Origin of the sequence: Acinetobacter sp. ANC 3832, assembly GCF_002135415.1 — a bacterium.
Taxonomy (GTDB): Bacteria; Pseudomonadota; Gammaproteobacteria; order Pseudomonadales; family Moraxellaceae; genus Acinetobacter.
This window is the reverse complement of sequence record NZ_NEGJ01000017.1, coordinates 18,553-44,018: the sequence shown is the minus strand read 5'-3', so window position 1 is coordinate 44,018 and position 25,466 is coordinate 18,553. Positions and strand designations below refer to the sequence as shown.

General features: G+C 36.9%; 24 protein-coding genes. 14 read left to right on the top strand and 10 right to left on the bottom strand.

The genetic code is table 11. The annotated features are described in order from the left end of the window. The first annotated feature begins 65 nt into the window (after positions 1-65). Positions 66-461, top strand: coding sequence for a hypothetical protein (locus tag B9T35_RS16530; protein ID WP_086192203.1), 396 nt, complete (start codon positions 66-68; stop codon positions 459-461). Here B9T35_RS16530 and B9T35_RS16525 read toward each other — a convergent pair. Continuing rightward, complete coding sequence (locus tag B9T35_RS16525) at positions 458-994, bottom strand: nucleotidyltransferase family protein (RefSeq protein ID WP_086192227.1); 537 nt, start codon at positions 992-994, stop codon at positions 458-460. The two genes, B9T35_RS16530 and B9T35_RS16525, sit on opposite strands and share 4 nt — an antisense overlap. 202 nt (positions 995-1,196) lie before the next feature. On the opposite strand from B9T35_RS16525, the gene B9T35_RS16520 reads away from it, so the two are divergent. Further along, complete coding sequence (locus B9T35_RS16520) at positions 1,197-1,580, top strand: hypothetical protein (protein WP_086192202.1); 384 nt, start codon at positions 1,197-1,199, stop codon at positions 1,578-1,580. Between the two features lie 27 nt (positions 1,581-1,607). Beyond that, complete coding sequence (locus B9T35_RS16515) at positions 1,608-2,768, top strand: glutathionylspermidine synthase family protein (RefSeq protein WP_086192200.1); 1,161 nt, start codon at positions 1,608-1,610, stop codon at positions 2,766-2,768. A 99-nt stretch (positions 2,769-2,867) separates the two neighbouring features. On the opposite strand, the gene B9T35_RS16510 is transcribed toward B9T35_RS16515, so the two are convergent. Beyond that, entirely contained in the window at positions 2,868-3,341 is a 474-nt protein-coding gene (locus B9T35_RS16510; RefSeq protein WP_086192199.1) for a hypothetical protein, read from the bottom strand. 193 nt (positions 3,342-3,534) lie between these two features. Here B9T35_RS16510 and guaD point away from each other — a divergent pair, with 193 nt between their 5' ends. From guaD to B9T35_RS16495, 3 genes are all read left to right on the top strand, one after another. Next, positions 3,535-4,869, top strand: a complete 1,335-nt coding sequence (gene guaD / locus B9T35_RS16505) for a guanine deaminase (RefSeq protein ID WP_086192197.1) — start codon at positions 3,535-3,537, stop codon at positions 4,867-4,869. 323 nt (positions 4,870-5,192) lie between these two features. Further along, positions 5,193-5,720, top strand: a complete 528-nt coding sequence (gene hpt / locus B9T35_RS16500) for a hypoxanthine phosphoribosyltransferase (protein ID WP_086192195.1) — start codon at positions 5,193-5,195, stop codon at positions 5,718-5,720. A gap of 190 nt (positions 5,721-5,910) precedes the next feature. After that, entirely contained in the window at positions 5,911-6,162 is a 252-nt protein-coding gene (locus B9T35_RS16495) for a GlsB/YeaQ/YmgE family stress response membrane protein (protein ID WP_086192193.1), read from the top strand. Positions 6,163-6,221: 59 nt separating this feature from the next. On the opposite strand, the gene B9T35_RS16490 is transcribed toward B9T35_RS16495, so the two are convergent. Further along, a complete protein-coding gene (locus B9T35_RS16490) occupies positions 6,222-6,923 on the bottom strand; it encodes a DsbC family protein (protein ID WP_086192192.1) in 702 nt (233 codons plus the stop codon). Between the two features lie 273 nt (positions 6,924-7,196). Between B9T35_RS16490 and B9T35_RS16485 the strand changes: the two genes are divergently transcribed. After that, the gene (locus tag B9T35_RS16485) at positions 7,197-8,369 is read left to right on the top strand and encodes an MFS transporter (RefSeq protein WP_086192190.1); all 1,173 of its coding nucleotides are present in this window, start codon (positions 7,197-7,199) and stop codon (positions 8,367-8,369) included. Positions 8,370-8,434: 65 nt separating this feature from the next. Here B9T35_RS16485 and B9T35_RS16480 read toward each other — a convergent pair whose 3' ends face one another. The 6 genes from B9T35_RS16480 to rpmH form a co-directional block, all read right to left on the bottom strand. Then, positions 8,435-8,800: a NirD/YgiW/YdeI family stress tolerance protein gene (locus B9T35_RS16480; RefSeq protein ID WP_086192188.1), complete on the bottom strand. Its 366-nt coding sequence runs from the start codon at positions 8,798-8,800 to the stop codon at positions 8,435-8,437. 141 nt (positions 8,801-8,941) lie between these two features. Next, on the bottom strand, positions 8,942-10,306 hold the full coding sequence (gene mnmE, locus B9T35_RS16475) for a tRNA uridine-5-carboxymethylaminomethyl(34) synthesis GTPase MnmE (protein WP_086192187.1): 1,365 nt from the start codon (positions 10,304-10,306) through the stop codon (positions 8,942-8,944). An 83-nt stretch (positions 10,307-10,389) separates the two neighbouring features. Then, entirely contained in the window at positions 10,390-12,144 is a 1,755-nt protein-coding gene (yidC, locus tag B9T35_RS16470) for a membrane protein insertase YidC (RefSeq protein ID WP_086192185.1), read from the bottom strand. A 5-nt stretch (positions 12,145-12,149) separates the two neighbouring features. Beyond that, complete coding sequence (yidD, locus tag B9T35_RS16465; protein ID WP_086192183.1) at positions 12,150-12,470, bottom strand: membrane protein insertion efficiency factor YidD; 321 nt, start codon at positions 12,468-12,470, stop codon at positions 12,150-12,152. Positions 12,471-12,479: 9 nt separating this feature from the next. Beyond that, positions 12,480-12,872: a ribonuclease P protein component gene (gene rnpA, locus B9T35_RS16460; RefSeq protein ID WP_086192182.1), complete on the bottom strand. Its 393-nt coding sequence runs from the start codon at positions 12,870-12,872 to the stop codon at positions 12,480-12,482. 27 nt (positions 12,873-12,899) lie between these two features. Beyond that, on the bottom strand, positions 12,900-13,034 hold the full coding sequence (gene rpmH, locus B9T35_RS16455; protein WP_067662597.1) for a 50S ribosomal protein L34: 135 nt from the start codon (positions 13,032-13,034) through the stop codon (positions 12,900-12,902). Between the two features lie 682 nt (positions 13,035-13,716). Here rpmH and dnaA point away from each other — a divergent pair. The 6 genes from dnaA to B9T35_RS16425 all read left to right on the top strand — a co-directional run bounded on the left by dnaA (position 13,717) and on the right by B9T35_RS16425 (position 21,221). After that, positions 13,717-15,114 carry a chromosomal replication initiator protein DnaA gene (gene dnaA / locus B9T35_RS16450; protein ID WP_086192180.1) on the top strand — a complete coding sequence of 466 codons (1,398 nt, stop codon included), beginning with the start codon at positions 13,717-13,719 and terminating at the stop codon, positions 15,112-15,114. 110 nt (positions 15,115-15,224) lie between these two features. Further along, positions 15,225-16,373, top strand: a complete 1,149-nt coding sequence (gene dnaN, locus B9T35_RS16445) for a DNA polymerase III subunit beta (RefSeq protein WP_086192179.1) — start codon at positions 15,225-15,227, stop codon at positions 16,371-16,373. Positions 16,374-16,406: 33 nt separating this feature from the next. Beyond that, positions 16,407-17,489, top strand: a complete 1,083-nt coding sequence (recF, locus tag B9T35_RS16440) for a DNA replication/repair protein RecF (RefSeq protein WP_086192178.1) — start codon at positions 16,407-16,409, stop codon at positions 17,487-17,489. A gap of 52 nt (positions 17,490-17,541) precedes the next feature. Then, positions 17,542-20,013, top strand: a complete 2,472-nt coding sequence (gyrB, locus tag B9T35_RS16435; protein WP_086192177.1) for a DNA topoisomerase (ATP-hydrolyzing) subunit B — start codon at positions 17,542-17,544, stop codon at positions 20,011-20,013. Between the two features lie 190 nt (positions 20,014-20,203). Beyond that, entirely contained in the window at positions 20,204-20,572 is a 369-nt protein-coding gene (locus B9T35_RS16430; RefSeq protein ID WP_086192176.1) for a hypothetical protein, read from the top strand. A gap of 178 nt (positions 20,573-20,750) precedes the next feature. Beyond that, on the top strand, positions 20,751-21,221 hold the full coding sequence (locus B9T35_RS16425) for a hypothetical protein (protein ID WP_086192175.1): 471 nt from the start codon (positions 20,751-20,753) through the stop codon (positions 21,219-21,221). Between the two features lie 668 nt (positions 21,222-21,889). On the opposite strand, the gene B9T35_RS16420 is transcribed toward B9T35_RS16425, so the two are convergent. Continuing rightward, positions 21,890-23,827, bottom strand: coding sequence for an ATP-binding cassette domain-containing protein (locus tag B9T35_RS16420; protein WP_086192174.1), 1,938 nt, complete (start codon positions 23,825-23,827; stop codon positions 21,890-21,892). A 185-nt stretch (positions 23,828-24,012) separates the two neighbouring features. Here B9T35_RS16420 and B9T35_RS16415 point away from each other — a divergent pair, with 185 nt between their 5' ends. Beyond that, positions 24,013-25,020 (top strand): putative solute-binding protein, encoded by a 1,008-nt coding sequence (locus tag B9T35_RS16415; RefSeq protein WP_086192173.1) that lies wholly within the window; start codon positions 24,013-24,015, stop codon positions 25,018-25,020. Positions 25,021-25,466: the final 446 nt, after the last annotated feature.

Genomic DNA, 25,466 nt, shown 5'->3' with positions numbered 1-25,466 from the left:
TTTGGAGGGCTTTTTATTTTCAGGCAAAGACTGTAAATTACACATAAAATGGGGAATTGATAAAAATGAGCCATGCATGTTTAACCATTAATTTTCAAACTAAAAATGTCAGTATTGATGGTAAAGCCATTACTTTAGAAGGCCTAATAAATGGGCTATTTCATGCAGAGTTTGATGAAACAAAACAGCTTTGGACAATAAAAAACTCTTTCAAAGTCTATGGTCATACTGGCAATGATATATATGTAAAACAAATGTCAACAGGTATTAATTTTTTCATTATGTTTTGGGCTGAAGAAGGGCATTTAATAAATTCTAAAATAATTAAAAAACTTAAATATAAGCTAAAACTCAAAATCAATCATAACTCAAAGGTCACAATACTCGATACAGCATGGGCAAATGCTTATCTTCATTATGATATTCGATACAATGGAATTACGCTCATTTTAGAAAATTAATCAATGAGCTGAAGCTGTCCCCATCGTTCTAAAAACTTTTTAGAATTAACTCTTTGCATAAAAACTGCATGACTAACCAAGGCATTATTCCAACTTAGCTTTAATTCAAATAAATCCTCTAAACCTAACGGCGCAATTACCTCAAAATCATCATTATCCAATAAACGAATAGCAACGGCTGTCGCCGTTTCAGGCCATAAAGACAGTGCATGATGAATCGACTGTAATGGGGCAATCGATTTTCCATCTTCGGTTTCATACCATGTATGCACAAAAGCTTGATTTACCACATCCCATTCATTCTTTGGAAATTTCTTCTTCAAATAACCTGCTAAATTTTGTTCTTTAATCGCTAACTCATCTTGAGCATCATAAAAAATCACATCAATTTCTATCTGCGCAATATCATAATCTTGATCATGTAATACCGACCAAACAAAGTTACGAATCACACCTGCACTTAAAAATGCAGATGCATTAAATGCTCTTAAATCAATCAGAATTTGCATCAATGCATCATGCGCACTGATCATTTGTTTAAGCTTGGTTTGATAAATATCTGTATTCAAGAGTTGATTCGGCTTCGCTATAAATATCAATAATATGCTGATTTATCAATCTTCAGCACTGTACATTCTAAAAGCATGCAAATATCATAGCTCAGATAAAATATGTTTTATTTTTTATCATCGTACATAGCATAACGATAAAAATTTGAATAATACAAGGCTGAAAATGCGCTCAAAAAAAATTAGTTTGGTGGTTGTTCCATTGCTGATCACTGCATGTAGTAGCAACAATAAAACCTTAGTTCAAGATGTTTATAATAATCAATATGACTGTTCTTATGATTGGAAAACAGAACTCTGTGAAGAAGAAAATAATAGTGCGACAAGCTCATTGGGTGGACATTCAAGTGGATACTATGGTGGCTCACGCTACATAGGACCGCAATATTATCAAGGTAATCGTAAAGTCAATTTTCAGGGGCGTAAAGTGGAACCATCCTCAAACCTAAGCGTAGGAAAACCATTCGTTTCACAAGTCACCAAGAATCATAGTAAATCTTCACCTATCCGTGGTGGCTTTGGTCGCAGTGGTTTTTCCTTTGGCGGGTAGTTTTAAATAGAGCAATCAATACATCTCATGAAAAGAAAGTTATTTCAGCCACGCCCCAACTGGCAACAAGAACACGAAAAAATTGGTTTCGATTATTACAACTTACCTTCGCTTGATGGTTCAATTTATTGGTCTGAAGGCGTTGCATATGAATTTACTCTGAAACAAATAGAACAATTGGAAGATGCTTCCAACGAGCTTCATCAAATGTGTATACAAGTTGCAGGGGAGATGATTCAAGAGGGCAATTATCCTGACTATTTTCAAATTCCACAGGCAGCGATTCCACTAATTGAACATTCATGGCGCAACCAAGCGCCTATGCTCTATGGACGTTTTGACTTTGCCTATGATGGTCGTCAAATCAAGATGCTTGAATACAATGCTGATACACCTACAGGCTTGCTTGAAGCATCTGTAGCGCAATGGCACTGGATTGAGCAGGTTGAAAATATTCCGCATCGAGATCAGTTTAATAGTATTCATGAAGATTTAATTAAGCGTTGGAAAACCATTTTTCCACGTGGAACACATGTGCATTTTGCAGCCTGTCAGGAAGCAGGGCGCGAAGACTGGGGTAATCTGGAATATTTAATGGACACTGCTTTTCAGGCAGGTTTTAGTGTGTCTGAATTGTCGATGGAAAATATCGGTTGGGATGGACAAAATTTAGTGGATTTGAATAATCAAAATATTCAGAACTTATTCAAGCTATATCCTTGGGAATGGGTTTGGGAAGAAAATTTTGCACAGTATTTAAAGCCTGACATCCGCTGGGTTGAACCGTGTTGGAAAATGTTACTGTCGAATAAAGCCATTTTAGTAGAGCTTTGGAAAAAGTTTCCCAATCATCCTTATTTGCTTGAATCTCATGCTTTTAACAGTGCTACAAACTTACAAGGAAAATGGGTAAAGAAACCGATATTGGCACGTGAAGGTGCAAATATTCGTGTCCTTGAGGATAATGTAGATAAAGGCACAGCTTCGGGTAGTTTTTATTTTGATGATTATGATAAGTACGGCTATATTGCACAGAAATGGGTAGATACACCGTTATTTGATGGCAAGTTGCCAACGCTTGGCTTATGGATGGTGGGGCACAGCTGTGCAGGCATGTCGATTCGTGAAGATTGTTATGACATCATTGGCAACGATGCACATTTTGCAGCGCATTATTTTGTGGAGTGAAATAAAACTCAGTATATTCAAACTAAACTTTATCTATATTTTAAAGAGAAAAATCAACTTTCAATACAGTCAATTTTTTATTGTAAATCTTTATCAATTTTAGATGGTATGTTCAGCCACACGCTTCATATACATATTTAAACGAGTAAAAAATAAAATCTGCAAAAAAATGGTAAAAGCTGAAACACACCATTCATACCACACATCAAATGCCGTATTTTCTAAGCCAAAATACTGATAAATCCCCAATAGCAACAGACCAAAAACAATCCCTGCCACAGTGGTTTGTAATAAAATAGGGAAAGACAACGCCGTGATACGGTTCATAAAATTAATCCCCTCATCACCGCCATTGGCAACATAAGTTCGTTGAATTCCAATAAACATAATCACTAAGGTCAAAACTACTTCTAAGCCGATCACACGTACATCATAATAAGGCGAGAACATTCCATAATAATAAACAGCGCTGACCACTAAGGCTGCCAATAAATAATAATTTTTATAATGACGTTTCTCTAAACTATCTTCAGCCAATTCATGCGCTAAGGCTTGGGTATTCCAAAAATACATGACTATTGTTGTCTCTTATTTCTTCATTTGTGCACACTTTACGCATTCTAAAACAAAAAATAAAGCCGATTCTTCGCACTAAAATTAGTCTCAACTCTCGATAAACTAGCATTACATAGAATCTAACAAAAGCCATGAGCACAATCTTCAAATCAGGTACAATCAACTGAAAAAAGTATAAGTGTAGGTTTTTATGTCTTCCAATTCTGCTGTAACTGCTATTCGTGGTCGTTTTTTAGATATTCAAAATATCGTTTCTCAAGCCGCTCAAATTACAGAACAAGTTCGCTACATCGAAGATGGTCTACTCATCACAGAACAAGGCAAAATCACGTGGTTCGGGTCTTGGGAACAAGGTAAAAACAACCTTGATGATACGATTCAGGTTGACCATTATCCTGAACAATTGATCGTTCCTGGTTTTATTGATACGCATATCCATTTCCCACAAACGGAAATGGTTGGGGCATATGGCGAACAACTTTTAGAATGGTTAAACACCTATACATTCCCCACTGAAATGCAATTCCAAGATAAAAATTATGCAGATCAGATTGCTAAATTTTTCGTTAACGAACTGCTTAAAAATGGCACAACCACCGCATTGGTTTTTTGCACGGTTCATCCACAATCAGTAGATGCTTTATTTGAAGCTGCTGAACAACATCAAATGCGCCTAATTGCAGGTAAAGTGATGATGGATCGTCATGCACCCGAGCAACTAACCGATACTGCTGAAAGCGCGTATAACGATAGCAAAGCACTAATTGAAAAATGGCACGGTAAAGGTCGTAACCTATATGCCATTACGCCACGTTTTGCACCAACCTCTACACCTGAGCAATTGGAAAGAGCAGGACAGTTAAAAGCGGAATATCCTGATGTTTATGTGCATACTCATTTAAGCGAAAATAAAAATGAAATTGCTTGGGTGAAAGATTTATTCCCTGAGCAAAAAAGCTATTTAGACGTTTATCACCATTATGGCTTAACAGGGGAGCGCTCTGTATTCGCGCATTGCGTACATTTGGAAGATGCTGAATGGCAATGTATGCATGATACTGATTCTGCGATTGCCTTCTGTCCAACTTCGAATTTATTCCTTGGCAGTGGTTTATTTCCATTGAAAAAAACATGGGAACAGCAAGTCAAAGTCGGTTTAGGAACAGATATTGGCGCAGGAACAGCATTTTGTCAGTTACAGACTTTGAATGAAGCCTATAAGGTTCAACAACTTCAAGGGGATAAGCTTTCTGCATTTGAATCGCTTTATCATGCAACCATTGGTGGGGCAAAAGCGCTACATTTGGATGATAAGTTAGGTAATTTCAATATCGGCAAAGAAGCAGATTTTGTGGTTTTAAACCTTAAGGCAACGGCGTTACAAGCATTGCGTCAGCAACGTGCTAGAAACATCGAAGATGCTTTGTTTGCGCTATTCACCATGGGTGATGACCGTAATATTCAAGCAACCTATATTTTTGGACGAAAAGTATATGAGCAGGAAACCAATGAAAAAACAGCCTAAACAAAAGAGCACATCAAAAAGCTCGAAGAAAAAAGTCATTTTGATGGGTATAGTTTTTGTGGCTTGTGCATTACTTTTAAAACGAGATGCTCATTAGACTTCTTGCATAAAACCTTTATCTTTCTCCTCTCAGGAGAAAGATAAAAGGATGCTAAATCCGCTTATGCAAGATGCCTAAACACTCAATAGCCAATAAAAAAAAGCCATTTACATATTCAAATGCCAAAAAAGATGCATCTCCGAGTGATATGTTTTAAAATTGGCACATATTTCAGGTGTTGCAGGTCAACGCCTTTTTTTATTTTTTGTTTAGGTATCTACCCATGACCATCCAAATGAAAGTGATGATTTCAACTGAAGAAATTCAAGCGAAAGTCAAAGAACTTGGAAAACAAATTGATGCTCATTATGCCAAAAGCGACAAAGAGCTTGTTTTAATCGGATTACTTCGTGGTTCTGTAATTTTTATGGCGGATTTATGCCGTGCCATTAGCAAAGGACACGAACTCGATTTTATGACTGTATCTAGCTATGGCGGTGGTACAACATCTTCCCGTGATGTCAAAATTTTGAAAGATTTAGACGGCGAAATTCGTGGTAAAGACGTGCTTGTGATTGAAGATATTATTGATTCAGGCAATACACTCAGCAAAGTACTCGAAATTTTAGAAACGCGTCAGCCAAATTCTATTGAGCTTTGCACTTTAGTCAGCAAACCTTCGCGCCGTGAAATTGACTTAGACGTTAAATTCCTTGGCTTTGAAGTTGAAGATAAATTTATTGTCGGTTATGGTTTAGATTACGATCAAAAGTATCGCCATATTCCATTCATTGGTGAAATTGGTCTTTAATCAATTTTCCATGAAATAAAAAAGCGACGTCAGTCGCTTTTTTATGGCCCACCATTTCATTCAAAAACCAATGAACAAAAATGCAACACATTGTAGCAAAGCTGTACTTTCATGATGTGTGAAAATAATCAAAGATAAAGAGTATTTTCAATTCCTTAACACTAGAAAAGATAAGAAAAGGAGAAAGCTCATGATGGCATTAATTGGTGCAATCATTATTGGTTTTTTTGCAGGATTAATTGCTCGTGCAATTCACCCTGGGGATGACAAAGCAGGGTTCATTCTGACCACTGCATTAGGTATTGTTGGTTCTTTGGTTGCGACCTACGGCGGACAATTACTGGGACTTTATCCAAAAGGTTCATCGGCAGGTTTTATTGCATCAGTGATTGGTGCAATCATCGTATTATTTATTTACAACATGATTGCTAAACGTACCTAAGAAATAAGTTCGTAAAAAAGCACCTCAATAGGTGCTTTTTTATTTCTAATCTTTGCATTTTACAGCCCGAACTGCGTCCAGATCTGTTTAATTTTTTCAGCAGGATATGCACCCATTACTTTATAGCCATTCGAGAAAATAATCGCAGGTGTACCATTTAAACCTAAACGCTTACCTAACTCTAAATTACGTTCAATCGGTGTTGCACAATCCGCAGCAGCCGTCGGTTTAATGCCTTTTTGCAAGAGGTTTTTCCATGCAAATTCTTTATTTGCAGAGCACCATATTTGTTTTGAAGGAATAATTGACTGGGTTTTGATTGGATATATAAACGTATAAATCGTAACATCCTTCAGTTGCGCTAAATTCCCTTCAAGAGTCTTGCAATATGGGCAATTTGGGTCAGAAAAGATTGCAAGCTGACGCTTACCATTCCCCCTTACTGTTTTAACTGCATCATTTAAAGGAAGCTTTTTAAAATCCACCATATTTTGCTGCAGGGTTAAATCTTTGGTCAAATTATGCTGATCTTTCAAGCGAATCATAGACCCAACAAAAATATGCTGTGCATCTTCATTCACATATACAATTTGATTATCCAAAGTACCATTATATAAGCCTGACATTTCTGTGGTTTTTAAATCATTAATTTTAACATTTGGATATTGTTGCGCTAACTTTGCTTTCACTGTTTCAACACTGGCAACACTTAGACTTGAAAGCCCCATCGCTAAAGTGAAAGCTAGAATTTTTTTCAGCATAAAATACTCATTTCAAAACGTTCATTTTCCTAAAGTATTCTAAACTTTTAAAATCATAGCGAGTGTTTTAAAACTGTTTAAATCTATTCATCATTAGGTTTCACGTGGAACAAATGAAGTATTGCAGGCTAAGTTGAGTAATCGAAGAATAATTCAGAATCATATTGACCTTACTTTGATTAAGTTTTAGTCTACTTTAAATATCATTTCTTCCATGCCAATCTTGTAACAACTCAGATTGGCATTTTTTATTCGCATATAAAGCATAAATTTATGAATCAACAATCATGGCGACCCTTTATTATGGTCAGCCTAGCCTTGTGCATTGGTACAATTGGAACGGCATTGGCCAGTCCACTTTATCCAATCTATCAGCAACTTTGGCATCTTCTCCCTAGTCACATCACCTATATATTCGTCGCATACATGTTCGGATGTATGACCACCTTACTCTTTTTGGGTCGTATCAGTAACAGCATTGGCTTTATTCGCACCTTACAAATTGGGTTAGTTTTTGCAGTCATTGGCTTAATTTTTTCTGTTTTTGCCGATAACACCTACATGTTAGGCATTGGTCGATTTATTATTGGTATTGCATCAGGCTTGATTAGTACATCCGCAATGTTAGGGCTGATTTACACCATTCCAGATTCACATAAGCAACATGCAGCGCAATTGAGTTCGATTATTACGGTACTGGGTTTTGGCTTTGGACCTTTTATTGGTGGGAGTATTGCGCAATTTTCCGATCATCCTTTGGTGACACCGTATTTACCTGTCATCGTTGCTGCAATCTTTAGCTTAATTAGCTTGTTTAGTATCAAAACCGTAACTTTAGAAAAGCAGAAATTTTCAATTGCACCACATTTAGAATTGCCAGATCTTCAATATAAAAAACTGTTCTATATCGCCAGTTTTACTGCCTTTTGTGCGTTTGGTTCATTCAGTTTATTTGCTTCACTTGCACCATCATTTATTAGAGATGTAATTCCTTGGCATGGTCCAATGGTGAGTGGTTCAACCATTGCCAGTATTCTGATGATTTCGGCTTTAATCCAGTTCATTTGTAAATCAATGCCAATGCATAAAACATTGAATACAGGTTTATTCATGCTGATTTTGAGTTACGTCTTACTCAGTATTTGTATGATTATGCATTGGAGTTTCTTCTTTTTTATGAGTGTTGTATGTGTCGGAATTGGGCATGGCTTAAGCTTATTGGGTGCTTTTGCTTTCATTCACCACATGACGAAAGTCGAGAATCGAGCGGCTGTCGTTTCGACTTATTTATTCCTCGCTTATTTAGGTACGATTTTACCTATTATCGTGGTGGGTTATTTATCTGATCATTTTGGCTTAATGGTTGGTGTGTTGGGCTTTTGCGTAGGGGTCGGTTTATTGTGTATGTATCTATTATTCAGTCATTTTAAACTCAAAACAATATAAATAAAAAAAGGTAGGTGAAAAACCTACCTTTTTATAAAGATCAATTTAAAACAGATACTCATCGATTATTTTACAAACTCAACTTTAACCGCATCAATATCCGTTGGTTTATATTTATGCGTATCGACCTCACCAATCACTTTCACTTTTGTCCCTGCTTTAAGTTGGGCAGCAGTCGCCAATTTTTCATCAATTTCTACTGGAATCGTTCCAGTTGCATCTTTAAGTTCATAATGTTCATGCTTAATTTGACGAACAATCGTACCTGTAACGCTTACAGCCGTTTCATCCAATGATTTTTTAGCTTGAGCAACAGTCACTTGATGCTTTGCAGCAGCATCAATAATACGTTGATCATCATCATGACCAGCCCATACATGTACAGTTGAAGCCATTAAAATTGCGGAAAGAACGAGAGGATATTTTTTCATATTTTGCCCACCTAATTTTACTTATATGACTTAAGTATTAAGATTAAACAGCCTCATCAACAATGTAAAATCATTTTACAAAACAATAACTTTTCTATGAGAAAAGCTGACAATTGTCAGCTTTAATATGGTGATTAATTTTTACTTTCCAATACAGAACGATCCAAAAATTTTTCCTAAAAGATCATCTGCACTAAAGTCACCTGTAATTTCACCCAACGCATTTTGTGCTAAACGTAGAGATTCAGCGACTAACTCACCTGCCTGATAGACCACCAACTGCTCATGTGCTTCTGAAAGATACTGCTGAGTACGCTTCATTGCATCTAAATGGCGTGTACGTGCAATAAAGGTATCTTCTTCAGGATGGAAGCCTGCATGCGCTGTAATTGCATCAATCAACGCTTGTACACCCATTTCTTGCTTGGCTGATACCGTGATATGTCGAAAACCTTGATAATCACTTAATTCAGTTTTATGTACGGTTAAATCCGATTTATTCCCAATCAACATTAAACGCTTCGGTTCAAGATGCTCAGCAAAATAGTTCTGTGCTAATTCAAGTGGATCTTCACCTTGACTTAAGTCATAAACCAAGAGCAATAAATCAGCTTGCTCAATTTCTTTAATCGCACGACGAATCCCTTCTTTTTCGACAATATCGCCTGTTTCACGTAAACCAGCGGTATCCGTTAAAGTAATAGGCAAGCCATTCAACGTGATTTTCTCATGCAATACATCACGTGTCGTTCCTGCAATATCAGTCACAATCGCACGTTCAATACCTGCTAATGTATTTAATAAACTTGATTTACCTGCGTTCGGCTTACCCGCAATCACAACCTGTAAACCTTCACGTAATAACTGTCCTTGACGCGCAGATTGTTGTACCGCAGATACAGAAGATTGCACATCTTGAAGTAAAGTGAGGATTTTACCATCGGCTAAAAAGTCGATTTCTTCTTCTGGAAAATCAATGGCAGCTTCTACATGTAAACGTAAATGAATCAGTTTCTCTAAAACTGTATTTACTTTATTAGAAAATGCACCTTGTAAAGAACGTACCGCTGAACGTGCAGCAGCTTGTGACGTCGCATCAATCAAGTCTGCAATGGCTTCTGCTTGCACTAAATCCATCTTGCCATTTTCAAAGGCACGCATCGAAAATTCACCTGCTTGGGCTGCAATTGCACCAAGTTCAAGTAAACGAGCAAGCAAAGCATTTTGAATGACAGGGCCACCATGACCTTGTAACTCAACCACATCTTCACCTGTAAATGAGTGTGGATTTGGGAAACAAATCGCTAAACCTTCATCCATGACTTCATTTTTTTCATCATAAAACTGACGAAAACCAGCAAAACGAGCTTTGGGTAAAGTCTTCTGGGTCAAAGCTTCAGCAATAGCATAGGCTTTTGGTCCAGATAAACGTATGACACCCACGCCACCACGACCAAGAGGTGTTGCAATTGCAGCAATCGTCGTTTGAGTCACTAAGGTAGTCATTGAATAAATCTCAACTTAAAGCCAATAAAAAATCCGCCTAAGATTACCATCTTAAGCGGATTTATTCAGCTATTCAGTAAAGACTAGTTCGCTGATGTTACATCTTTGCTCAACTTAGCTTTCTCAACACTTTTGTTGATAAAGCTTTGTTGAAGAATCGTGATCGAGTTGTTCACAATCCAATATAAAACCAAACCAGCAGGGAAGAATAGCATAAATACTGTAAACATGATTGGCATGATTTTAAAGACTTTCGCTTGCATTGGATCAGCAGGCTGTGGGTTCAATGACTGTTGAACGAACATGGTAACACCCATGATCAACGGTAAAATAAACCACGGATCCATCGCTGACAAATCTTGAATCCAAAGCATCCAAGGTGCATGACGAAGTTCTACAGATTCCATTAAGACCCAATACAACGCCAAGAAAATTGGCATTTGAATCAGTAATGGTAAACAACCTGAAAGTGGATTCACTTGTTCACGTTTGTAAAGCGCCATCATTTCTTGAGAGAAACGCATGCGGTCTTCACCAAACTCTTCTTTCATGCGTTGCATTTCTGGTGCAATCACACGCATTTTCGCCATAGAGCGATAGCTCTTAGACGATAAAGGCCAAAGAATAAGTTTTACAAGTACAGTCAATAAGATAATTGACCAACCCCAGTTACCGACAATGCCATGGAAGAATTGTAAGCCCATGAACAATAATTTTGCAATTGGCCATAACCAACCATAATCTACAGTTTGGTTTAAACCATCTGCCAAATCTTTCAATTCAGACTGAACTTTTGGACCCGCATAGAAAGTGGCATCCACAGTCATTGCTTTACCAACAGGCACATTAATCGTTGGAGAAGTAAATCCAATGATATTCATACCATCTTCAGATTTACGTGATTCTAATTTAGCTGTGTAAGGTTGGCCTCCAAAATGACCTGGAATCCAAGCACTGACAAAGTAATGCTGAACTATTGCAACCCAACCACCTTTTGCTTCGGTGTTGAGTTTTTCTTCATTAAAATTCGCAAATTTTAATTTATTGTAATGTGCGTCAGGTGAACCCCAAGCACCACCTAGGAATGTACCTAAAGTGAAAATACCTTGATCCGTTTTACCTGGGTCTTCAGAGTTATCACGTTTGATTTGACCAAACATTTGACCCTGCCAATTTTGCGTACTACGGTTAACAACCTGATAGCTCACATCAATTGGATAAGCACCCTTTTTAAAGCTAAACGTTTTGATGATTTCAACACCATCTGCTGTCTTATAGACCATCGGTACTGATAAGACTTGTTCAGCTTGACCCTCTTTATTTTTTGTTGCCTTCGCATCTGCCAACGTATAAGTCGCTTTATCAAACTCATAGTTTGGGCGACCTGCACGGCTACTATCTGGACCATTTAGACCAATAAGACCGGATTGAGCGACATAAGTACGTTTTGGATCACTTTCAAGCATCACAAATGGCTGATTGCTATTTTTGCTTTGATCATGATTCAACAATTCAATACGAACAATATCACCACCTTTAGGACTAATCCAAAGATGATAAAGATCAGTTTGTACTGAAATCAGTTGTTGATTTGCGGTCGCTGGCGCTGGTGCTTTTTGCTGTACAACAGCAGTATTTGCTTGTGGAACATCTGTAGATGCTGCCACAGGAGCTTGGCTATTTGGCAAATCTGCCGATACGTCATGCGCTACTACAGCAGTTTGAGCTTGCTGAGCAGGTTGTTGTGCATGACCATAATCTTTTTGCCAAGCCAAAATGAGCAAATATGCGGTGACTAACATGGCCCCGAGAATTGCAAACCTGGCCCATTGTTGCATATCGATTACCCCAAATGGTTAGAGTGGTTTTGGTTCAAAAAACGTTCACGCAAGGGTACAGGAACATGAAGCGTTTGAGAATCTATTTGCTGAAACGAAATAAAACGAATTGCTTTCTTAGGCACAGGATCATAACCAGATCCTCCCCAAGGATGACATCGACACACACGTTTAGTGGCTAACCAACTGCCTTTAAACGCACCATGAAGATGAATCGCTTCTAAAGAGTATTGAGAGCAAGTTGGAATATAACGACAACGTGGTCCAATTAAAGGACTAATCACAATTTGATAGAATCGAATTAACCAATGCAGTATACGAACCATTGGTCATCTCTAATTTTGAGGAGAAGAAAGAGCTGTTTTTTGATGCTTTTTAATAAGACGTTGCAATTTTTGCCACGCAAACTCTAATTGCTGATGCAATTCTGCATTAGGAATCGCTTCAATGCCCATTTTAGGCATGACCACGATATCTAACAAATCAATATCTTGCTGATGTAAGCGAAAACTTTCACGAGCCAAACGTTTTATTCTATTTCGTTCGTGCGCACGGCGCACTTTTTTCTTAGCAACAACTATACCCAAACGGCTTTTAGGCTGTTCGGTAAATTTTGCAAGAAATAGGAAATGGGGTTGATGCACTTTAAAAAGCGCATCATCAAATACACCTTTGTAATCTGCAGCACAGCGGATTCTCACCTCTGGACTGAAACTATAAAGTGGCATCTTACCCAAGTCGAGCATCAACTAGAATTAAACAGTTAAGCTTTGACGACCTTTTGCACGACGGCGAGCTAGTACTTGACGACCAGCTTTTGTTGCCATACGGGCACGGAAACCATGAACGCGTTTGCGCTTTAATTCAGATGGTTGGAATGTACGTTTCATGTCGAAACTCCAAAATGATCTTTCTGTAAAGGATCGCGATTGTATTGCGCATTCTTTGTGCTGTCAATAAATAACTACTTTTCTTTTATCAACTCGCCACAATTTTAAACGATTTATTTTTCTGTTTAATTTTTCTGTTTATAAAGGAAAAATAAATATTCACAGCATAAGTCTCTATTTTATAGTATAAATATAAGTTATAAACATGGATAACCACAATGTTATCCATAAGGCTTTGTTTTTTTAAATTTAGATTTCTGCTTTTAAATTTAAAAGCACTGCAATTTTGAATTTAAACTTATAATCTTTCACTTATCCACAGAATCCCTGCTCTTAATATATAAATTCAAATTTTAAATTTAATATTATTATTATTAGGAGCCTATTTTTCTATGGAAAAGTCACTTTTTCTTATTTAAAACAAATAAATATGCTGTGGGTAAGTCTGTTTTTATAGACTTTATAGTTTGTGGATAACTTATCGTGCTATTTTATCCACAGCTTGTGGAAAAGCTTATCCACAATCGCTTTAAATTTGAATTTATTTATAGAAGGTTGCTTTTTTGAACAAAAAGCACTGCTTTTATCATGACAATTGTGGATAACTTGGTTAGAATGGCGACCCCCCTATGGGGTGGTCATTGTTTTTAAATTTAAAACGGAATTGAAAAAGGGGTTTCACATGCTTTGGACAGACTGCTTAACTCGCTTGCGACAAGAGCTCTCTGATAATGTCTATGCGATGTGGATTCGTCCTTTGGTTGCAGAAGAGGTTGGAGATACGCTCAGGCTATATGCACCTAATCCATATTGGACACGATATATTCAAGAGCATCATTTAGAATTAATTTCTATTTTGGCGGAACAGTTGTCTGAAGGGCGTGTTCGTAAAGTTGAAATTATTGTTGATTCAAGACCAGGTGCAATTTTATCTGCTGCAGAACAACCTGCAACGACCACGGCTGCCTTAGAGTCATCAACATCTTCTTCACACATGCTTGCAACGAAGCCAAAAAAAGACAAAGAACACGAAACAGTTTCACCTAAAAATACCAAAAAGCGTTTATTAAATCCTTCATTTAGTTTTGCTCTATTTGTTGAAGGTCGTTCGAATCAAATGGCTGCTGAAACCTGCCGTAAAGTTTTAACGCAACTGGGCGAACCACAACATAATCCCTTGTTTCTTTATGGACCAACAGGGTTAGGTAAAACGCATTTAATGCAAGCAGTTGGAAATGCATTATTACAAGCAAAACCGAATGCGCGTGTGATGTATATGACCGCAGAAAGTTTTGTACAAGATTTTGTCAGCTCATTGCAAAAAGGCAAGGTTGAAGAATTTAAAAAGAATTGCCGTTCTTTAGATTTATTGCTGGTGGATGATATTCATCTTTTAGCAGGTAAAGAAGCGAGTCTTGTTGAATTTTTCTATACTTTCAATGCCTTATTAGATGAATCTAAACAAATTATTCTGACATCAGATCGTTATCCTAAAGAATTAACAGAACTTGATCCACGTTTGGTTTCTCGTTTTTCATGGGGTTTATCGGTTGGGGTTGAACCACCCGATATTGAAACACGTATCGAAATTTTGCTAAAAAAAGCAGAGAGTAGTGGGATTGATTTACCGCGCAATTGTGCATTATTCATTGCACAACAAGTGGTTGCGAACGTACGTGAGTTAGAGGGTGCTTTGAATAAAGTCGTGGCTATTTCACGCTTTAAAGGCACTTCAATTGATCTAGATGTAGTTCGTGAATCACTGAAAGACGTTTTGGCAATTCGTGCCCGCACCATCAGCACTGAGAATATTCAACGTGTAGTCAGTGAATATTTCCGTATTCCGTTGAAAGAATTGGTGGGGCCAAAACGTACCCGTATTTATGCGCGCCCACGTCAATTGGCAATGGGTTTAGCACGTGAATTAACAGGGGACAGCTTCCCTGAAATTGGCATGGCATTCGGTGGTCGTGACCATAGTACTGTGATGCACGCGTGTGAAAAAGTACAAAGTTTGCGTGATGAAGATCCAATCTTTAATGAGGATTACAAGAACCTCTTACGCTTACTTCAAAGCTAAATTATGCTCAAATTCTGCTCTTGCAATGCGGTATAATCTACCGCATAGTACAGTGCTAAAAAATAAATTTACCTATCTTTTCAGTTATCCAGTTTTAGAGGAAATCCATCGTGCGTTTGAAAATCGCTAAAGAGAGCTTAGTCAATGTTTTATCCCATGTGGTTGGAGCAGTTGAACGTCGCCATACTTTGAACATTCTTTCAAACGTTAAAATTCAAGCGACAAATCAGGCTTTAACCATTACAGGTTCTGATTTAGAAGTTGAATTGGTGGCAAGCACAACATTGTCTGAAGGTGCATGTATTCAAGCAGGGCAGACCACTGTTCCCGCACGTAAATTAATGGATATTTGTAAATCATTACCTACAGCAGCTTTGGTTGATTTACAAATTACAGAAGATCAGCGTTGTATTTTAAAGTCAGGCAATAGTCGTTTTGTTTTAGGGACATTACCTGCGGAAGATTACCCATTATTGACCACTGAAAATAGTCAGGGTACGCAAGTTCAAGTGACTGAACGTGAGCTCAAACGCTTATTTGAAAAAACTGCATTTGCGATGGCTGTGCAGGATGTTCGTTTTTATTTAACAGGTACTTTACTTGAAATTGATGAAAATCAACTTCGTGCCGTTACTACAGATGGTCACCGTTTGGCATTATGTGAAACATCTGCAAGCTCAAATGCTTCGCAGTTGGTACAAGCGATTGTTCCACGTAAAGCTGTTGGTGAATTACAGCGTTTATTGAGTATTGAAGATAATCAATTAACGCTATTAATTGGTCGTGAACTTTTAAATGTAACCATTCAAACGGCAAGTAAAGATAAAGAACAAGGTAGTATTACGGTTCGTTTCACCACAAAATTGATTGATGGAAAGTTCCCTGATTATCGTCGTGTGATTCCACGTGGTGGCGATAAAGTTGTAAATATTGCACATGATGTGTTTAAGCAATCATTACAACGTGTTGCGATTTTAAGTAATGAGAAGTTACGTGGCGTATTCTTAAACTTTAGCGCAGATTCTTTACAGTTACGTGCCAATAATCCAGAGCAAGATGAAGCTGTTGAAGATTTGGCAATCCAATATGCCAATGCACCGATGGAAATGTCTTTCAATGCACAATATATTTTAGAAGTATTGAGTGTATTGGATGGTGATGATGTTGCCATGACCATGTCTGAAGCGAATCAGTCGGTATTGGTACAAGACCCTACACAACAAGACCAAACCTATGTTGTTATGCCAATGCGTGTTTAATTGATTATTCACTTTAGTCAATTTTAATCAATCATGCATATTGCGCGTTTAAACATACAGCGTGTTCGGAATCTAAAGACGGTTGCACTCCATGAGTTGCAACCGTTTAATGTTTTTTATGGGCAAAATGGCTCAGGTAAAACCTCTATTTTAGAAGCCATTCATCTTTTGGCAACAGGGCGTTCTTTTCGGACGCATATTCCTAAAAACTACATTCAAAATGAAACTTCAGATGCAATTGTTTTTGCACAATCTACAACTGAAAAAATTGGCATGCAAAAGTTATTGTCTGGCGAACAACTGATTAAGGTAAATGGCGATACGGTTGCCACCCAAGGTCAGCTTGCCCGAATTTTACCTTTGCATCTGATTGATCCACTCAGTACCGATATTATTGACCATGGCGCAAAGCCAAGACGTCAACTTTTAGATTGGTTGATGTTTCACGTGGAACCTGAGTTTTATCATGCATGGCAATATTATTCACGGGCTTTAAAGCAACGTAATAGTCTATTGAAGTCAAAACGCAATTTAACACTGTCAGATTTAGAACCGTGGAACAAAATGCTCAGCGATTATGGTGAAATTTTGCATTCACAACGAGTTGAAATTGTGGAGCAATGGAAAACCTATTTGCAAGATGATTTGGCACAATTGCTCCCTAATTTAACGATTGAACTTGAATATAGTGCAGGGTTCCATGTGGAACATGGCTTGGCCAATGACTTGGTTAATTACCATCAAAAAGATGTGGATCGGCGCTATACCGAATATGGTCCACACCGTGCAGATTTACGCTTAAAAACCCCGATGGGAGACGCCGATGTGGTACTCTCAAGAGGACAAAAGAAGTTATTGATAATGGCTCTAAAACTATCACAAATAGCCATGTTACATGCTTGTAATAAGGAAACTGTGGTATTATTAGATGATGTAACAGCAGAATTAGATTTAACCGCACAACAACGTTTAATTGAGCGATTGAGCCAACTTGGTAGTCAAGTTTTTATTACCACTTTAGACCACGAATCAGTAAAAAAACATTTACATGATTTGTCTATTTCCTACCAATTATTTCATGTTGATCACGGTCAAGTTCAAATTGTTGCGCCATGATTTTAGATTTTATCCACCTTTGGATAGACCTATTTTTCACTAGGGAGAAACCATGAGTTCAGAAGATCAAGCGACTTCTCAAACAGAACCAACCATTGAAAAGGCTTATGATTCCTCTAGTATCAAAGTATTACGTGGCTTGGATGCAGTTCGTAAACGCCCAGGCATGTATATTGGTGATACGGACGATGGTTCAGGCTTACACCACATGGTGTTTGAGGTGGTTGATAATGCCATTGATGAAGCATTAGCAGGTCACTGTGACGAAATTCTTGTCACGATCCATGAAGATGAATCAGTCAGTGTTTCAGATAATGGTCGTGGTATTCCTACCGATATTCATCCTGAAGAAGGTGTATCTGCTGCAGAGGTGATCTTAACGATTCTGCATGCAGGTGGTAAATTCGATGACAATAGTTATAAAGTTTCAGGTGGTTTACATGGCGTAGGTGTTTCAGTCGTCAATGCTTTATCAAGCAAATTATTATTGAATATTCGTCGTGCTGGAAAAGTATTTGAACAAGAATACCACCACGGTGATCCAGTTTATAAATTGCGTGAAATTGGTGTTACAGATGAATCTGGTACGACCGTTCGTTTCTATCCAAGTGAATTGACCTTTAGTCAAACGATTTTTAATGTTGATATTTTAGCGCGTCGTTTGCGTGAGCTTTCATTCTTAAATGCGGGCGTTCGTATTGTATTGCGTGATGAACGTATTGCAGCAGAACATGTCTTCGATTATGAAGGTGGCTTGTCTGAGTTTGTGAAATATATTAACCAAGGTAAAACACATCTGAATGATATTTTCCATTTTACCACTGAATCTGCTGAAACAGGAATTACTGTAGAAGTGGCTTTGCAGTGGAATGATACTTATCAAGAGAACGTGCGTTGTTTTACCAATAATATCCCACAAAAAGATGGTGGTACGCATTTAGCGGGCTTCCGCGCTGCATTAACACGTGGTTTGAATCAATATCTGGATAGCGAAAACATTCTCAAAAAAGAGAAAGTTGCAGTTACAGGTGATGATGCACGTGAAGGTCTAACCGCGATTGTTTCTGTGAAAGTACCTGATCCGAAATTCTCATCACAAACCAAAGAAAAATTGGTTTCAAGTGAAGTGAAAACGGCTGTTGAACAAGCGATGAATAAATCGTTCTCTGAATATCTTTTAGAGAATCCAGCAGCAGCAAAATCGATTGCAGGTAAAATTATTGATGCAGCACGTGCCCGTGATGCGGCGCGTAAAGCACGTGAGTTAACACGTCGTAAAAGCGTATTGGATATTGCAGGATTGCCAGGTAAATTGGCAGATTGCCAAGAAAAAGACCCTGCGCTTTCTGAACTTTATTTAGTCGAAGGTGACTCAGCGGGCGGTTCTGCAAAGCAGGGTCGTAACCGTAAGATGCAAGCCATTTTACCATTAAAAGGTAAAATTCTAAATGTTGAACGTGCACGTTTCGATAAGATGATTTCATCTCAGGAAGTTGGAACACTGATTACTGCACTCGGTTGTGGTATTGGTCGTGAAGAATATAATCCTGATAAATTACGTTATCATAAAATCATCATTATGACCGATGCGGACGTGGATGGTTCACATATTCGTACTTTGTTATTGACCTTCTTCTTCCGTCAAATGCCTGAATTGGTAGAACGTGGTTATATTTATATTGCACAGCCACCGTTATATAAGTTGAAAAAGGGTAAGCAAGAGCAATACCTTAAAGACAATGAAGCTTTAGAAACTTACCTAATCTCAAATGCTATTGATGAACTGAATTTGCATATTAGTGCTGATGCACCTGCAATTCGTGGGGATGCTTTAGCCAAAGTCATCGCAGATTATCAAGTATCACAGAAAAGTTTAAATCGCTTAACTGTGCGTTATCCAGCAAGCTTATTAGATGGTTTATTGGGTCTTGAAGCATTTAAGCTAGATCAAAATATTGATGAAAACTATGTGCAACAGTGGTCTGAGCAATTACGTTTAGCCATTGCAAAATATCAGCCAAGTTTACGTCCAGAAATTACCTTAGAAGCTTTTGAAAAGGAACATGCAGATGGTTCTAAGCAAACGCATTTTTGGCCACGTGTAACGGTGTATGTGCATAATTTGCCACATCATTATTTATTAGATCAAGGTCTATTGGCTTCTGGTGAATATAAGCGTTTATTACAAAATTCTAAGAGCTGGTTTACCTTGCTTGAAGAAGGCGCATATTTACAAAAAGGCGATAAAAAGATCAATGTCATCACTTTCCATGATGCTTGGCAGCATATTTTGGCTGACTCACGTCGCGGAATGATGATCCAACGCTATAAAGGCTTGGGTGAGATGAATGCAGAGCAGCTTTGGGAAACCACGATGGATCCTGAAAATCGTAACATGCTTCAAGTGACGATTGATGATGTCATTGAGGCAGATCGCATGTTCTCTTGCTTGATGGGCGATGATGTTGAACCACGTCGTGCTTTCATTGAAGAAAATGCTTTGAATGCAGATATTGATGCTTAATTAAACAATATTTCGCTTCACAAAAGCACCTTGAGCAGTCATGTTCAAGGTGCTTTTTTTATGATTGTTTTTATTTTGATATTCATCGGTATGTGATCTGTTTTATCTCAACAATTTTTATAAAAATGTCTTATTTCTATGCCAAGATCATAACAAGCGAATTATTGAATATAAAACAAGAGGCAAGCGGATGGACAGACAATTAGAACAAACACGTGATATCTGGGTAAATGCATTTTTTACAGGGAATTATGATGTTTTAGCGAATTATGAAGATGCTTCTTTTAAAGTTATTAATGAAAAAGAAGGGATTACCGAAAGTAATTTAACACGCTATGAAAAAATTGCACATGCCGTAAAAAATGGTGTATGGAAGCCACAGAAACCCAATATTAAAAGTGAGGAGTTTGAGTTTGATCGTGAACTTACACGATGTATTGTAACTTTGGAGTTGGAAGATGAAGAGACTATTATTCAAGAATTATGGATATGCCAAGAAGATTGGAAAATTACAGAACTGAGATTCTGCAAAGTAAATAATAAAATTAAAATGGATTAAAAACATATTCATTTGCTTGATTTTAATGCATTATTATTCAAATATTAATCTTACTTATTCTAAGTATTTTAAAATAATAGTGCATTAGATTATCTTAGATAATATTTTTAGTTTCTTTCAGGCGAGAAAATAAAGTCATTATTCGTCTACAAAATGCCTATTTAAAAAAGAGAAGATAATGATAAAACACATCAAATTAAGTCATATGCTTGTTTTACTAAGCTTAAGCTCAAACATATCTTATGCTGAAAATTCGGGAAGCTATCTTCAGCAATATCCTGTGCTCAAGTCCATTCAACAGGTTCAATTGACTCAAATTGAGGTTGAAAAGGGTAAAGATCGTCCGACTTTTATTGCAAATTGTATATGTGGTGCGGAAGATTATAAATTCGATTTTATTAAAAATATTGCTTACCAAATAGATAGTTGTGAAAAGAATAAAGTCTTAGTTAAGCGTAAAATAATTGCGATCCAATCTGTTCCGAAAACACAACAATATCTGATTCAATTAGACGATAAGAAGCAATATCAGTTAAATTTTATCAAGCAGAATCGTATAGAGATAAAAAATAAAGGTTTATATAAAGACCCTAAAAAAATTGATTTAAAACTCAGTACAGATCAAATTTGTGGGGATTTTGATGGCTAAATAGCAAAAAAGAAGGAATGAGTCTTGAGTTTCATTCGTCAGAATTTACTATAAATTGTACAAAAATAAAGCTAAAATTATTTTAATAAATTGTGGATAACTATAACTAGGTTGATTGAATTAACTCTAAAAAATAAAATTTTGGCCATAAAAATGCTTAAACGGCACATATAGAGCTTTATTTTAAAGTTAGATTTGAAGCTAAAACAGAATCAAAAATAATTTTTTAATGATTTATCCACAGTAAATACAAGCAATTCAATATCATTTTTTTTGAATTTAAAAAATTGAATGATTTTTGTTTGTGGATAACTGCATCATTTGCCTTTGATCAAGACTCATTTAAGCAATTGCTTATTTTTAGGAACTAAAAAATTAGTTAGTCTTTTTTTATATTTATTAAAAATTAAATTATTTAAGTTAAATTAAATGTTCCACGGTGATTGATTTAAAGCATAAATAAAAGTTATGTGTTTATTTTAGATATTTAAAAAATATTAAATAAAGAAATGAACCAGGATTTTTGTTTTTTAAATAAAAGTATTTTTTATTAAAATTTATATATAAATTATTTAATTTCAGTATTTTATTTTTAATAAATTAGAATTTTAAAGGAAAAAAACTGCCTCAAAAGAGGCAGTTTTATAAGATCAGGTTTACATCAGTATTTATTCAAAGGAACCTTCGAATTCTTCCAATTCCATCATCAATTCAAGCATTTTCTCTTCCGCATGTGCGAGTTTTGCTTTTAATTCCGTTTGTTCATTCATGAGTTTGAGCAAATCATCTTTACGATTCGCTTCATATAAGGCTGTATCGCCTAATGAAACCTCAATTTCAGCTAAACGGGGTTGAAGCTTGGTCACTTGCGCTTCATTTTTTTCAATCTCTTTACGAATTGGACGAGCAGCTTCACGACGACGAGCCGTTTCTTTACGTTGACCTTCTTTATCAAGCTTAGAAATGGTTGGCTTTATTTCTACTTTCGATTTTACTGGTGGTGCAGGTTGTTTACCGCCATTTTTAATCATATCGATACGGGCTTGGCGTAACCAATCTGCATAAGCAACTAAATCACCATCAAATTCACGACTCTCACCACCATGAACCAAGATGAGTTCATCACAAACACTTGCAACCAATTGACGTTCGTGCGAAACAAGAACCACCGCACCCTCAAAATCAGTTAATGCCATGGTCAATGCGTGACGCATATCTAAGTCTAAATGGTTGGTTGGTTCATCTAGAATCAAGACGTTTGGACGTTGCCATACAATTAAAGCCAAGGCTAAACGTGCACGTTCGCCACCTGAGAAGCTTTCACTTGGCGTATCCATGCGTTCGCCACTGAAACCAAAACTCCCTAAAAATGAACGTAAGCTTGCTTCGCTGACTTTTTGCTCAGCGATACGTGCCAATTGCAACATTGGGCTCGCATTACCATCCAAAGCGTCCATTTGATGCTGTGCAAAGTAACCGACATTCAGTAATTCTGAATCTTTACGCTCGCCTTGGAGTAATTGTAAATCACCAACCAATGATTTGATGACTGTCGATTTACCCGCACCATTCATCCCGAGTAGACCAATACGGCTGGTCGGGGTAATTTGTAAATTCACATTGGTCACGATAATTTTATCGCCATAACCAATATCCGCATTTTCAAGTTCAAGTAATGGTGAACTCATTTTGCTTGGTTCACGGAAACTGAAAGTAAATGGTGTGTCCACATGGGCAGCAGAAAGTTCCTGCATGCGTTCAAGTTGCTTAATACGGCTTTGTGCTTGTTTGGCTTTAGTTGCTTGAGCTTTAAAACGGTCAATATATTTCTGTAAATGAGCACGTGTTTCTAATTGCTTTTCATAAGCTTGTTGTTGCTGTGCTAAACGCTCACTACGGGTACGTTCAAAAGTTGAATAGTTACCGGTATACATAATCAATTCTTGATTTTCGATATGTAAAATATGGTCGGTAATGGCATCTAAGAAGTCACGGTCATGTGAAATGAGGATCAATGTGCCTTCATAAGCTTTCAACCAATCTTCTAACCACAGAATTGCATCTAAGTCTAAATGGTTGGTTGGTTCATCAAGTAATAATAGGTCTGAACGGCTCATAAGGGTACGAGCAAGGTTCAGACGCATACGCCAACCACCTGAGAAGCTTGAAACCTCAAGTTGTGACTGATGCTCAAAGAAACCTAAACCTGCCATTAATTGTGAAGCTTTCGATGGTGCTGAATAACCATTAATTTCGTCAAAACGACCATATAAATTGGCTAACTCATCATCACTTAATTCTTCAGGACGATCTAACTTATTTTGAATATCCCAAAACTCTTCATCGCCAGATAGAACGAAATCAATGGCTTTCATATCCAATGCTTTAATTTCTTGCGCCATATGAGCAACAGTCCATACCGCAGGACGGGTTAATGAGCCACTGTCTGACTCCATACCACCGAGTAGTGCATTAAATAATGTGGATTTACCTGCACCATTGACACCTGTTAAGCCAATTTTCCAACCCGGATGGAGTTGCATAGACGCTTTTTGAAATAAAACACGTCCACCGCGACGTATAGAAAGTTGTTCTAACTGAATCATTGATGATCAAACTATTGGATACTGGATGCGCTATTTTAAAGGATTAGTGAGCAAAGAACCAAAGAATAATAAAATGTTTGAAAACTGCTATTTATCGGATAATAGAGTATTAACTCTATTTTTATCTAAAAAAGATGATTATAGTCAAATTACATAAAGTTACACCGTAAGTATAAGGACAGACTATGAAAAAAGAGTTACTTGCACTCACTGTAATGACATTGTCTACAGTTTCGAGTCTAGCTCAAGCAAAACAAGATGTTTGTGTATTTGATCTGTTGGGGAAGGCAGGTGAATCTTATAAAATGATGGAAGAGTGGGCACTTGCATCTAAAGCTTGGAATAGCGATGTCAGACTGATCTCATATCAGAATGAAGAGTTGGCAGATAAAGATTTTAAAGCTAGAAAATGTGATGCGGTTTATATGACCACGATGCGTTCGCGGACATACAATAAATTTGCAGGCTCTGTTGATGCTTTGGGGGGCGTCCCAAGTAATGCAATTGCACACAAAGCGATTGTTTATGTTTTAGATAAAAGAAATATCAAAAGATTAAGAAGTAATATTGATGGTGTGGAATATGAGGTGGGCGGAATAGGACAGATTGGACCTGCTTATATTTTTGTGAAAGATCGTAGTATTAATACGATTGAAAAAGGTGCAGGGAGAAAATTTGCAGTTTTAGAATATGACAAAGCTCAAATCGCGATGGTAAAACGAGTAGGTGCCATCCCAGTTCCTTCGGATATTTCTGATTTCGTTGCAAAATTTAATAAAGGTCAGGTCGATATGGTTGGAGCACCTGCTTATGCCTTTAAACCGCTTGAGATGGAAAAAGGTTTAGGTGCTAATGGTGCAATGTTTAATTTTCCAGTTTTAAATGTAACGGCAGATCTCATTTTCAATATGGAAAAATTCCCAGAAAACTTTGGTACACAATCGAGAGCATGGTTTATTAAACAATTACCGCGTCAATTTATAACAGTAAAACGTCTAGAAGATGGAATTCCGAGCAAATATAGAATGGTTTTGAGTAAAGAAGAAAAAGAAAAATACCAAAAACTGCTTAGAGAAGGACGCATTGAACTGACTAAGCAAGGTGTTTATGATGCAACGATGATGTCAGTTCTAAAAAAGGCACGCTGTTCAGTAGATCGAACCAATTTTGAATGTTCTATTGGTGGAGAGTGATTTATTTAATGCTCTAAGATCTAAAAATGATCGTTTTATAAAAGATTTTTTTGGATAATTTCTTTATTTTTTTGAAATGAGAAATAAAGAGATTATCCATTTTTATGCAAGTTATCTAAAGTCATCATTAGATCTTTTACAAAAGTCAAAAATGAATAAAATTTTTATAGTGAAAATAATGTTTGATTCAGATTGAATGTTCCTTCTCTCTTTGGGGGACGGTTAGGATGAGGGGGAACCCAAAAGATAATCCTCTCTTTAAAAAGGAGCGGGGATATTTATTGTGAACAAATGTTGATGAAAAGCTGATTGATGTAAGAGTTTTATTATAATTTAAGTATTTTATCGTTCGAGACTAATTGAATATTTAAAGAATAGGCATTTCAAATTATTCTAATAGCAGACAGAAATTAATTTACTTATTATTCGATCATTACATATTAGGA